This window comes from Pseudomonas sp. RIT-PI-r (assembly GCF_001297015.1).
Classification (GTDB): Bacteria; Pseudomonadota; Gammaproteobacteria; order Pseudomonadales; family Pseudomonadaceae; genus Aquipseudomonas.
This window is the reverse complement of sequence record NZ_LIGE01000047.1, coordinates 20,093-32,616: the sequence shown is the minus strand read 5'-3', so window position 1 is coordinate 32,616 and position 12,524 is coordinate 20,093. Positions and strand designations below refer to the sequence as shown.

Here is a 12,524-nt window from a genome sequence, read left to right as displayed (position 1 = left end):
CCCTATCGAGTGAAAAACAATGACAACCACCACCTCCCATTACACCGGTGAAGAGCGCAGCAAGCGCATCTTTGCCATTGTCGGCGCCTCGTCCGGCAACCTCGTCGAATGGTTCGACTTCTACGTCTACGCCTTTTGCGCGATCTATTTCGCCCCGGCGTTTTTCCCCTCCGACAATCCCACGGTGCAACTGGTCAACACCGCTGGCGTGTTCGCTGCCGGCTTTCTGATGCGTCCAATCGGCGGCTGGATTTTCGGCCGTGTCGCCGACAAGCACGGGCGCAAGAACTCGATGCTCATCTCGATTCTGATGATGTGCTTCGGCTCGTTGCTGATCGCCTGCCTGCCGACCTATAAAGACATCGGCGTCTGGGCGCCGGTCCTGCTGTTGTTCGCCCGTTTGCTGCAAGGCCTGTCGGTCGGCGGTGAGTACGGCACCACCGCGACCTACATGAGCGAAGTCGCGCTCAAGGGCCAGCGTGGATTTTTCGCCTCGTTCCAGTACGTGACCCTGATCGGCGGGCAACTGCTGGCGGTGTCGCTGGTAGTGGTCCTGCAGCAGTTCCTCAGCGAAGAAGACCTGCGTGCCTACGGCTGGCGGATTCCGTTTGTGGTCGGTGCGGTGGCGGCGCTGATTTCGCTGTTCCTGCGCCGTTCGCTGAAAGAAACCACCAACAAGGAAACCCGCGCGCACAAGGACGCCGGCAGCATCGCCGCGCTGTTCCGCGATCACAAAGCCGCCTTCATCACCGTGCTCGGTTATACCGCCGGTGGCTCGCTGATTTTCTACACCTTCACCACGTACATGCAGAAGTACCTGGTGAACACCGCCGGCATGCACGCCAAGACCGCCAGCTACATCATGACCGGTGCGCTGTTCCTGTATATGTGCATGCAGCCACTGTTCGGCATGCTCGCCGACAAGATCGGTCGACGTAACTCGATGCTCTGGTTCGGCGCGCTCGGCACGCTGTTTACCGTGCCGATTCTGCTGAGCCTGAAAAGTGTCAGCAGTCCGTTTCTGGCCTTTGTGTTGATCACCGTGGCGCTGGCGATTGTCAGTTTCTACACCTCGATCAGCGGCCTGGTGAAAGCCGAAATGTTCCCGCCGGAAGTCCGCGCCCTCGGCGTCGGTCTGGCCTATGCGGTGGCGAATGCGATCTTCGGTGGTTCGGCGGAATTCGTCGCCCTGAGCCTGAAGAACATCGGCATGGAAAACTCCTTCTACTGGTACGTGACGGCGATGATGGCGATCGCCTTCCTGTTCAGCCTGCGCCTGCCGAAACAGGCGGCGTATTTGCACCACGATCTCTAACCCGATGCGCGCGGGCCGTGATGGCCCGCGCCGGCAAGGACTTTTATGACTCAGCGACCGGGCAATCAATTGTTCGATGCCTACTTCACTGCCCGCGATATGCGCGAGGTGTTCTGCGATCAGGGCCGCGTGCAGGCGATGCTCGACTTCGAAGCGGCGCTGGCTCGGGCCGAAGCGCGGGTCGGGTTGATTCCTGCCTCTGCGGTGGCACCGATTGCGGCGGCGTGCAGCGCTGGTCTGTATGACTTCGCGGCACTGGGCGAGGCGATTGCCACGGCCGGCAATTCGGCGATTCCGCTGGTCAAGGCGTTGGGCAAGCAGATTGCCGCGACCGATGCGCAAGCTGAGCGTTATGTGCATTTGGGCGCGACCAGTCAGGACGTGATGGATTCCGGGCTGGTGCTGCAATTGCGTCAGGCGCTGGAATTGATTGAAAGCGATCTGGCGCAACTGGCTGACTCTCTCGCTGTTCAAGCACAACGCCATGCAGCGACACCGCTGGCCGGACGCACTTGGCTGCAACACGCGACGCCCGTGACCCTCGGCATGAAAATCGCCGGATGGCTGGGCGCTGTGACTCGCAGCCGTCAGCGCTTGCGCGAACTCAAGCCGCGTCTGCTGGTGCTGCAATTCGGCGGCGCCTCCGGCACCCTCGCGGCGCTGGGCGAACAGGCGCTGCCGATTGCCGAAGCGCTGGCTGAAGAACTGCAACTGACCTTGCCGGAACAGCCGTGGCACACCCAGCGCGATCGCGTGGTGGAGTTCGGCGCGGTGCTCGGTTTGATCGCCGGCAGCCTCGGCAAGTTCGGCCGCGACATCAGTCTGTTGATGCAGACTGAAGCGGCCGAGGTGTTCGAGCCATCGGCGCCGGGCAAGGGCGGTTCGTCGACCATGCCGCACAAACGCAATCCGGTCGGTGCAGCGGTGTTGATCGGCGCAGCGACGCGGGTGCCAGGTCTGGTCTCGACGTTGTTTAGCGCGATGCCGCAAGAGCACGAACGCAGCCTCGGCCTGTGGCATGCCGAATGGGAAACCTTGCCGGAGATTTGCTGCCTGGTGTCGGGTTCGCTGCAACAGGCGCGCTTGCTCGCCGATGGCCTGGAAGTCGATGCCGAGCGCATGGGCCGAAACCTCGAATTGACTCAGGGGCTGGTGTTGGCTGAAGCGGTGAGCATCGTCCTCGCCCAGCGTGTCGGTCGCGACACCGCGCATCACTTGCTTGAGCAATGCTGCAAACGCGCGGTGGCCGAACAGCGCCATTTGCGCGCCGTACTCGGTGACGAACCGAAGGTCAACGCTGAGCTGAGCAGCGCTGAACTGGATCATCTTTTGAACCCCGCTCATTACCTCGGTCAGGCGAAAACCTGGGTCGAGCGCGCGGTGGCCGAACACAACGCATTGTCTGACTGAAAGGAGAGGGCTGTGGCTTTCGTTCAACTCGCCGATGGCGAACTGCACTATCAAATCGAGGGCCCGGTCGATGCGCCGGTGCTGGTACTGTCCAACTCGCTGGGCACTGATCTGCACATGTGGGACGCGCAGATGCCAGCGTTCACCGAGCATTTTCGCGTGCTGCGTTTCGATACTCGTGGCCATGGCAAGTCGCTGGTGACGCCGGGGCCGTACAGCATCGAACAGCTGGGGCATGACGTGCTCGGCTTGCTGGATGCGCTGCACATCGAGCAAGCGCACTTCTGCGGGTTGTCGATGGGCGGCTTGATCGGCCAATGGCTGGGGATCAACGCCGGGCATCGTCTGCACAAGCTGATCGTCTGCAACACGGCAGCAAAAATCGGCGATCCGTCGGTGTGGAATCCACGCATCGAAACCGTACTGCGTGACGGTGCGGCGGCGATGGTTGCCCTGCGTGATGCGTCGATCGCCCGCTGGTTTACCCCTGATTTTTCCGCTGCACATCCGGCCGCAGCCAAGCAGATCACCGACATGCTCGCGGCCACTTCGCCTGAGGGTTACGCGGCCAATTGCGCGGCGGTGCGGGATGCCGATTTCCGTGAGCAACTAGCGTCTATCAACGTGCCGTTGCTGGTGATTGCCGGCACCGAAGATGCGGTGACGCCGCCGTCCGGAGGGCATTTCATCCAAGAGAACGTACGCGGTGCCGAGTACGCCGAGTTCTATGCGGCGCACCTGTCCAACGTGCAGGCCGGTGCTGATTTCAGTGATCGCGTATTGGCGTTTCTAAACGCCTGACAAGGGGATTTTCGTGGACGAGAAACAACGTTACGACGACGGCATGCAAGTGCGCCGCGCGGTGCTCGGTGATGCGCATGTCGATCGCAGCCTGACCACGCTGACCGAGTTCAACTCGGAGTTTCAGGAAATGATCACCCGGCATGCCTGGGGCGATATCTGGACGCGTCCGGGCTTGCCTCGGCACACGCGCAGCCTGATCACTATCGCGATGCTGATTGGCATGAACCGCGAAGGTGAGCTGAAACTGCACCTGCGTGCGGCGGCCAATAATGGTGTGAGCCGGGGCGAGATCAAGGAAGTGATCATGCAGAGTGCGATTTATTGCGGGATACCGGCGGCGAATGCGACGTTTCATTTGGCTGAATCGGTTTGGGATGAGCTGGGTGTTGAATCCCGGGATTGATGGCGCCTGAGCTGACGTATTCGCGAGCAGGCTCGCTCCCACATTGGAATGCATTTCCCTGTGGGAGCGAGCCTGCTCGCGAAAGCGGTAGTGGCCGCGACAAATCAGACGGTGGCCACAATAAATATCCGCTTGAACGCAAACAACGTATGCCCATCGCTCTCCTGCGGATAATGCTTATGCACCCGCATCAGATAGTGATAAATAAACCGCGCCTGTTCCGCAGAATCCAGCGCCTGCATCACCGGCCGCAGCGCCGAAACCTTCACCCAGTCGTACACCGGTGATTTGCCGTCGACTACCTGCAATTGCTCGGTCTCCCAGATATCCAGCGACGAGGTCAGCGGCGCGAGCAACCGGTAGTAATCCTCCAGCGCCAACAACGGCCGCGCCGCCATGCGCTGACGCAGCTCAGGGGTGCCCATCGGCGTGCCACCGGGGCCGCCGTTTTCGAGGGTGTCGAGCATCAGCCGATACCACAGCGCATCGCGCCAGTCCGGCATATGCGCCGCCAGACAACCGCCAGGATTCAGATAACCCAGCAGCTGCGGCAGCAACGTTTCATGGCCATCGATAAAGTGCAGCACGGCGGCGGCGAGCAGCAGGTCTGCCGGCTGCTCCGCTTGCCAATCGAGCAGATCGCAGTGTTTCCACGATGCCCTGATCGGCAGGCAGCGTGCTTCATCGAGCATCTGTGCCGAGCTGTCGATCCCCTGCAACTGCGCGCGCGGCCAGCGTTTGGCCAACAACTGCGTGGCAATGCCGGTGCCGCAGCCGAGATCGTAAATGCGTTGCGGGTTCGGCAGGTCGACTCTTTCGAGCAGTTCAGTGACCGGTCGCTGTCTGAGACGGGAAAACTGCTGGTACGCCTTGGCGTCCCAGTCGGGTGTTGCAAGACGAGAGATCATTGAGGTGGTCCTCCGGTGATCGTTGGTGTCTTCCGATGACAACCTGGCTCCCAGCTTGAGGACCGACTACGACGACGGAAGCGGAAAGGTGAAGCACCTGAGTCCTTCAGGTTTTGTCACTTTACCTGCCGACCGGCGAAGTGCCACTTCTCCTGACCAATGGCACCAATCCAATGTAGGAGCTGCCGAAGGCTGCGATCTGTTGATCTTAAAAACAAGATCAAGAGATCGCAGCCTTCGGCAGCTCCTACAGTTTTGATCGGTGTTTACAGGAGGCTGATCGGGTAGCTGACGATCAGGCGGTTTTCGTCGAACTCGTTGTTGCTGAAGTCGCGGCGCATGGTCGAGTTGCGCCATCTGACGTTCAGATCCTTGAGCGCGCCGCTCTGCACGGTATAACCCAGTTCCGATTCGCGGCCCCACTCCTTGCCGTTGGTGATCGTCCCGGTGTGTACATTGTCGCCGCTGATGTAGCGGTTCATCAGGGTCAGGCCGGGCACGCCCATGGCGGCGAAGTTGTAGTCGTGGCGCACTTGCCAGGAGCGCTCCTGCGCATTGTCGTAGCTGGCGTTGTAACTGTCGTTGGCCAGCGTGCCGCCGCTGGTGCCATTGACGCGCATCCATGCGCTGTCGCCGGTAAGTTTTTGCAGGCCGACGTAGAAGGTGTTGCCGCCGTATTTGGCCGAGAACATGCCGGACCAGGTCTTGTTGTCGAGGTCGCCGGCGCGGGCGCTGCCATCGTCCTTGCCGTAGAAGAAGCCAAGGTTGGCGCCGAGGGTCCAGTCGCCCAGTGGCTGGCTGTGGATCAGGTTGACGTATTGCTGGCTGTAGATGTCTTTGAGTTCAGCGTTCCACAAACCGATCTGCGTGCGTTTTTCGTTGAAAACATACTCACCGCCCTGAAAGTTGAATCGATCAGAGGTGAACGCCGCTTTGCCGGTCATCGACATGTCGCTCATGCTGCTGTCGTCGCGCGGGCTGTTGGCGCGAAACTGACCGCCGTAGAGGGTCAGGCCGTCGATTTCCTTCGAGGTGATCTGCCCGCCACGGAAGGTTTGCGGCAGCGAGCGACCATCGTCTGAACGCAGGATCGGCAGCACCGGCACCCACTCGCCGACTTTCACTTCGGTCTGGGAAAGCTTGGCTTTGAAGGCGACGTTGGTGCGGCCGAAGTTGTCCGCCGGACGGCCGTCGTGATCCAGCGGCAGCAACGCCGTGCCGCCGGTGCCTTTACCGCCATCGAGTTTCACCGAATACAGGCCGAGCACGTCCATGCCGAAACCGATGGTGCCTTGGGTGAATCCGGATTTGGCGTCGAGGATGAAGCTCTGCGTCCATTCTTCAGCCTTGCCCTGAGCCTTGGTCGGGTTGGTGAAGTTGCGGTTGATGTAGAAGTTGCGCAGGTTGAGGTTGACCTTGGCGCCTTCGACGAAACCGGCTTCTTCAGCCGCAGCGGGAAGGGCTGCACCGGCCAGGGCCAGGGCGATCAGGCCAGGAAATGCATAAGGCGCAGGGGAGGTGGTCATGGGCTCGGGTCTCTCTTGTTTTTTTAGGGCGAACGGGGGCGCTGCGGCCGTTTTTTACGGTGCAGAAATGCGATGAATTCAGGGGGTGAAGCGGCGGCGATCAGCCGGATGGAGCAGGGCGCGGGAGCATGTGGCGAACCTGTTGTTATTGGTTTTGTGGCTCGAATGGTGCGGGGGGCGGATGTTCGGATTCAATTGGGTAAAGCGGGTTTTGGGCGATTATCGAACAGCATTGAAGATCAAAAGATCGCAGCCTTCGGCAGCTCCTACAGGGATATGCATTCCAAGTGTAGGAGCTGCCGAAGGCTGCGATCTTTTGAGTCTCAGGCAACAAAAAGCCCACCAATCGGTGGGCTCCTTGTATTCAGCCGATGATGATCAGAACAACTTCATCTTCGGCGCTTCTTCTTTCAGCGGTTCGTTCTGCGCGGTCTGCGCATTCCAGCCACCACCCAGGGCCTTGTACAGGTTGACCGCACTGGTCAGCTGCGCGAGGCGGTCGGTGATCAGCGCTTGTTGCGCGCTGAACAGCTGACGCTGGGCATCGAGGAAGGTCAGGTTGCTGTCGACGCCGATGCGGTAGCGACGTTCGGCCAAACGGTAGTAATCCTGGTTGGCCTGAACGAAGTCACGCTGCGCTTGCAGCTGTTCGGTGTAGGTCTGGCGTGCGGCCAGGCCGTCGGCGACTTCCTGGAAGGCCGTCTGAATGGACTTCTCGTAGTTCGCCACGCCAATGTCCTTCTGGATCTTGGCGGCGTCGAGGCTGGCGCGCAGGCTGCCGGCGTTGAAGATCGGCAGGTTGATCTGCGGCTGGAACAGCCACGTCCCCGAACCACCCTTGAACAGACCGGACAGGTCCGGGCTCAGGCTGCCCGCGTTGGCGGTCAGGCTGATGCTCGGGAAGAACGCCGCACGGGCCGCGCCGATGTTGGCATTGGCCGCTTTCAGGTTGTACTCGGCTTGCAGGATGTCCGGACGACGTTGCAGCAAGTCCGAAGGCAGACCCGGCGGTACATCGCTGAGCAGGTCATCCGACAGCGGTTTGGCCGCTTGCAGATTGGCCGGGATACCGGTGCCGAGCAGCAGCGTCAGGCTGTTTTCGTCCTGTGCGACCTGACGGGTGTAACGCGCCAGTTGTGCACGGGCGTTCTCGACCGAGGTGCGCGATTGCGCCAGATCCAGCGCCGAAGCCACACCGACTTCGTTGCTGCGGCTGGTCAGCTTGTAGCTTTCTTCGAAGGCACCGAGGGTGTCTTGCGTCAGCTTGAGCAGTTCCTTGTCCGCTTGCCAGGTCAGGTAAGCATTGGCGACGCTGGCGACCAGACTGATCTGGGTGCTGCGGCGTGCTTCTTCTGTGGCGAAGTATTGTTGCAGGGCCTGCTCGCTCAGGCTGCGCACCCGACCGAACAGGTCGAGTTCGTAGGCGCTGATGCCGACGGTGGCGGAATACGAACTGCTGATCATCGAGTCGCCCGTCGTCGACGCGCGAGCCGGCAGACGTTGACGGCTGCCGCTGGCATTGGCCGAAACGGCCGGGAACAGGTCGGCACGCTGGATGCGGTATTGAGCCGCGTAAGCATCGATGTTCAGCGCCGCGACACGCAGGTCACGGTTGTTTTCCAGCGAAACCTGGATCAGCTGTTGCAGCGCCGGGTCATGGAAAAACTGCTTCCAGCCCTGCTCGGCAGCGGCCTGCGCCGGAGCCTGGGCCGGCGAATACGCCGGCCCCTGTGGGTACTGACCTGCGACCGGAGCCTCAGGCTGCTGATAGTCAGGTATCAGCGAGCAACCGCTCAGCACGAAGGCGGCGACTGCGATGGAGAGTAGCGACTTGCTCATTGGCCAGCCTCTTTAGGAGTTTCAGTAGTCTCATCCTCGTCAGCGATCTTACGCTGGCCGATGGACGAAACCGTAACGAAGAACAGTGGGACCCAGAAGATCGCCAGGATCGTGGCCGTGAGCATACCGCCAATCACACCCGTACCGATCGCATGTTGACTGCCTGAACCGGCGCCAGTGGAGATCGCCAGCGGTACAACACCGAGGACGAAGGCCAGCGAGGTCATGATGATCGGGCGCAGACGCATGCGGCAGGCTTCGATCGCCGCATCACGCAGGCTACGCCCTTGTTCATGCAATTCTTTGGCGAACTCGACGATCAGAATGGCGTTTTTAGCCGCCAGACCAATGGTCGTCAACAGGCCCACCTGGAAGTACACGTCGTTGGACAGACCGCGCAGGCTGGTGGCCAGCAGCGCACCGATGATCCCCAGCGGCACCACGAGCATAACCGCGATCGGAATCGACCAGCTCTCGTACAGCGCCGCCAGACACAGGAACACCATCAGCAGCGACAAGGCGTACAGCGCTGGCGCTTGCGAACCCGACAGACGTTCCTCATAGGACAGACCGGTCCAGGAGATACCGACACCCGCCGGCAGCTTCTTGGCAATCGCTTCGACTTCGGCCATCGCATCACCGGTGGAGTAACCCGGCGCCGGAGAACCGAGGATCTCCATTGCTTCTACACCGTTGTAACGGGCCAGCTTCGGCGAACCGTAGATCCACTCGCCTTTGGCGAAGGCGGAGAACGGCACCATGGTCCCGGCGTTGTTGCGCACGTACCATTTCTTCAAGTCTTCAGGGCTCATGCGAGCACCCGCCTGACCTTGCACGTAAACCTTCTTCACGCGACCACGGTCGATGAAGTCGTTGACGTAGCTACTACCAAAGGAGATCGACAGCGTGCTGTTGATGTCGGTGAGGCTCAAGCCAAGGGCCTGGGCTTTCTCGTCGTCGATTTCCAGGTGGTATTGCGGTTCATCGTTCAGGCCGTTCGGACGCACCTGATAGAGCACCTTGCTCTGCGCGGCGAGGCCGAGGAACTGGTTACGCGCTTCCATCAGTTTGTCGTGACCGATACCGGCGCGGTCTTGCAGGAACACGTCGAAACCGGTGGCGTTACCCAACTCCAGTACCGCAGGCGGGGCGAACGCGAACACCATGGCATCGCGGAAAGTGAAGAAGTGTTGCTGGGCACGTTGGGCCAGGGCAAACACGCTGTTGTCCGCGTTACGCTCGTCCCACGGCTTGAGCATGATGAACGCCAGGCCAGAGCTCTGACCGCGACCGGCGAAGTTGAAGCCGTTCACGGTGAACACCGAGGACACTGCGCCTGCTTCTTTATCCAGCAGGTAGCTGCGCATTTCGTCGATCACCACCTGAGTACGCTCGGCACTCGAACCGGCCGGGGTCTGCACCTGGGCGAACAGTACGCCTTGGTCTTCTTCCGGCAGGAACGCGGTTGGGATGCGGGTGAACAGCCAGATCATGCCGACCACGATCAGCAGATAAGCCAGCAGGTACGGCGCTTTGCGCGACAGCATGTTGCCGACACCGCGCTCGTAGCTCTGCACACCACGGTCGAAATTGCGGTTGAACCAGCCGAAGAAACCCTTCTTCGGCGTGCCATGCTCGCCTTTCGGAATCGCCTTGAGCATGGTCGCGCACAGCGCCGGGGTGAAGATCAGCGCGACCAGTACCGACAGGGCCATGGCCGACACGATGGTGATCGAGAACTGCTTGTAGATCACACCGGTGGAACCGCTGAAGAACGCCATCGGCAGCAATACCGCCGACAGCACCAGCGCGATACCGACCAGTGCGCCCTGGATCTGGCCCATGGATTTCTTGGTCGCTTCCTTCGGTGACAAGCCTTCTTCGCTCATCACCCGCTCGACGTTTTCCACCACAACGATGGCGTCGTCCACCAGCAAACCGATGGCCAGCACCATACCGAACATGGTCAGCGTGTTGATGCTGAAACCGAACGCCGCGAGGATGCCGAATGTACCGAGCAATACCACCGGCACGGTCATCGTAGTGATGACGGTGGCGCGGAAGTTCTGCAGGAACAGGAACATCACCAGGAACACCAGCACGATCGCTTCGACCAGGGTTTCAACCACACCTTTGATCGACTCGGTCACCACCGGGGTGGTGTCGTACGGGAATACCACTTCCATGCCTTCCGGGAAGAACGGCTTGAGGTCGTCAATCGTCTTGCGCAGCGCTTTGGCGGTGTCGAGGGCGTTGGCACCGTTGGCCAGTTTTACCGCCAGACCAGAAGCCGGGCTGCCGTTGAACTGCGCAGAAATGCTCGAGTTTTCACCGCCCAGACCGACGTCAGCGACGTCGCCGACACGCACTTGCGAGCCGTCCTGGTTAACCTTCAGCAGAATCGCCTTGAACTGCTCGGCAGTCTGCAGACGGGTCTTGCCGATGATCGTCGCGTTCAGTTGCTGGCCCGGCAATGCCGGCAAGCCGCCGAGTTGACCGGAAGACACCTGGACGTTCTGTGCCGAGATCGCGGTGCTGACATCGCCCGGGGTCAAGTTGTACTTGTTCAACTTGGCCGGGTCGAGCCAGATGCGCATCGCGTACTGGGCACCGAAGACCTGGAAGTCACCGACACCGGCGGTCCGCGAGATCGGATCCTGCATGTTCGACACGATGTAGTTGGACAGGTCGTCCTTGGTCATGCTGCCGTCACGCGATACCACACCGATAACCAGGAGGAAGTTTTTCACTGCCTTGGTCACGCGGATACCTTGTTGCTGCACTTCCTGCGGCAACAGCGGGGTAGCGAGGTTCAGTTTGTTCTGAACCTGTACCTGCGCGGTGTCGGAGTTGGTGCCTTGCTCGAAGGTCGCGGTGATGGTCATGCTGCCGTCGGAGTTACTTTCCGAGGACACATAACGCAGGTTGTCGATACCGTTGAGCTGCTGCTCGATCACCTGGACCACGGTGTCCTGCACGGTTTGCGCCGAAGCGCCCGGGTAGGTCACGGAGATCGCAATGGCCGGCGGCGCAATGCTCGGGTACTGGTTGATCGGCAGTTTCAGGATCGAAAGTGCCCCGACCAACATGATCACCAGGGCAATTACCCAGGCGAAAATCGGACGGTCGATGAAGAATTTTGACATGAATTACTCCCCTTTGCCGCCGGCGGCTTTGTCAGCTGCCTGAGCGGGGGCCGGGTTCTTGTTGCCGACATTGGTGGCTTCGGACGGGTTGACCTGAACACCCGGGCGCACGTACTGCAGCCCTTCGGTGATCAAGCGATCGCCCGCTTTCAAGCCGTCTTCGATCAGCCACTGGCTGCCAACGGTGCGGCTGGCCTTTAGCTGACGCAGTTCGACCTTGTTGTCGGCGCCGACGACCAGTGCGGTCGGGGTGCCTTTGAGGTCACGGGTCACGCCTTGTTGCGGCGCCAGAATGGCGGCGGCGTTGACACCGGCCTGCAACTGGGCGCGGACGAACATGCCTGGCAGCAGGGTGTGATCCGGGTTCGGGAACACCGCGCGCAAGGTCACGGAACCGGTAGTCGGGTCGACCGTGACTTCGGAGAATTCCAGCTTACCGTCGAGCTTGTACTGGCTGCCGTCTTCCAGCGTCAGTTTGACCGCTGCGGCGGTATCGCCGGACTTCTGCAGGCGACCGCTTTCCAGCTCACGACGCAGTTCCAGCAATTCAACCGAGGACTGGGTGACGTCGACGTAGATCGGGTCCAGTTGCTGGATCGTTGCCATCGCGTCGGTCTGGCCATTGCTGACCAGTGCACCTTCGGTGACCGAAGAACGACCGATGCGGCCGGAGATCGGCGCGTACACCTTGGTGTAACGCACGTTGATCTGTGCGGTCTGCAACGACGCTTCCGATTCCATGCGGTTGGCCACTGCGGTGTCGTATTCCTGACGGCTCACGGCCTGCTCGTCGACCAGTTGCTTGTAGCGATCGGAGATCGACTTGGTCGAACGCAGGTTGGCTTCGGCGCTTTTCAGGGTCGCTTCATAGACCGACGGATCGATCTGGTACAGCTGCTGGCCGGCTTTGACATCGCCGCCTTCCTTGAACAGACGCTTGAGGATGATGCCGTTGACCTGCGGACGCACTTCAGCAATGCGGAACGCACTGGTGCGACCTGGCAGCTCGGAGGTGAGGGTAAACGCTTGTGGTTGCAGGGTGACGACGCCGACCTGAGGGGGCGGAGCGGCCGGTGCCGCTTCTTCCTTTTTACATCCGCTGAGCAGCGATGCCAGGGCGACGGCAGTGACCAGAGCGGTAACAGCTGGCTTGAATTGCATGAAGATCCTCGG

General features: G+C 60.8%; 9 protein-coding genes. 4 read left to right on the top strand and 5 right to left on the bottom strand.

What is annotated here, in order from left to right:
* Positions 1–19 precede the first annotated feature (19 nt).
* From AK821_RS27435 to pcaC, 4 genes are read left to right on the top strand one after another with little or no spacing between them, the layout of a single operon-like run.
* Entirely contained in the window at positions 20–1,315 is a 1,296-nt protein-coding gene (locus AK821_RS27435) for an MFS family transporter (RefSeq protein ID WP_064393047.1), read from the top strand.
* Between the two features lie 45 nt (positions 1,316–1,360).
* On the top strand, positions 1,361–2,725 hold the full coding sequence (locus AK821_RS27430) for a 3-carboxy-cis,cis-muconate cycloisomerase (protein ID WP_064393046.1): 1,365 nt from the start codon (positions 1,361–1,363) through the stop codon (positions 2,723–2,725).
* A 12-nt stretch (positions 2,726–2,737) separates the two neighbouring features.
* Positions 2,738–3,526 (top strand): 3-oxoadipate enol-lactonase, encoded by a 789-nt coding sequence (gene pcaD, locus AK821_RS27425; protein ID WP_064393045.1) that lies wholly within the window; start codon positions 2,738–2,740, stop codon positions 3,524–3,526.
* A 13-nt stretch (positions 3,527–3,539) separates the two neighbouring features.
* A complete protein-coding gene (gene pcaC, locus AK821_RS27420) occupies positions 3,540–3,932 on the top strand; it encodes a 4-carboxymuconolactone decarboxylase (protein ID WP_007957838.1) in 393 nt (130 codons plus the stop codon).
* A 104-nt stretch (positions 3,933–4,036) separates the two neighbouring features.
* Here the strand turns inward: pcaC and AK821_RS27415 are convergent, their stop codons facing one another.
* The 5 genes from AK821_RS27415 to emhA all read right to left on the bottom strand — a co-directional run bounded on the left by AK821_RS27415 (position 4,037) and on the right by emhA (position 12,512).
* A complete protein-coding gene (locus AK821_RS27415; RefSeq protein ID WP_064393044.1) occupies positions 4,037–4,840 on the bottom strand; it encodes a methyltransferase domain-containing protein in 804 nt (267 codons plus the stop codon).
* Between the two features lie 266 nt (positions 4,841–5,106).
* On the bottom strand, positions 5,107–6,366 hold the full coding sequence (locus AK821_RS27410) for an OprD family porin (RefSeq protein ID WP_064393043.1): 1,260 nt from the start codon (positions 6,364–6,366) through the stop codon (positions 5,107–5,109).
* A 378-nt stretch (positions 6,367–6,744) separates the two neighbouring features.
* Positions 6,745–8,205 (bottom strand): efflux RND transporter outer membrane subunit EmhC, encoded by a 1,461-nt coding sequence (gene emhC, locus AK821_RS27405; RefSeq protein WP_064393042.1) that lies wholly within the window; start codon positions 8,203–8,205, stop codon positions 6,745–6,747.
* The gene (gene emhB, locus AK821_RS27400; RefSeq protein ID WP_064393041.1) at positions 8,202–11,351 is read right to left on the bottom strand and encodes an efflux RND transporter permease subunit EmhB; all 3,150 of its coding nucleotides are present in this window, start codon (positions 11,349–11,351) and stop codon (positions 8,202–8,204) included. Before emhB ends, emhC begins: the two co-directional genes overlap by 4 nt.
* A 3-nt stretch (positions 11,352–11,354) precedes the next feature.
* Positions 11,355–12,512 (bottom strand): efflux RND transporter periplasmic adaptor subunit EmhA, encoded by a 1,158-nt coding sequence (gene emhA / locus AK821_RS27395; protein ID WP_064393040.1) that lies wholly within the window; start codon positions 12,510–12,512, stop codon positions 11,355–11,357.
* Positions 12,513–12,524: the final 12 nt, after the last annotated feature.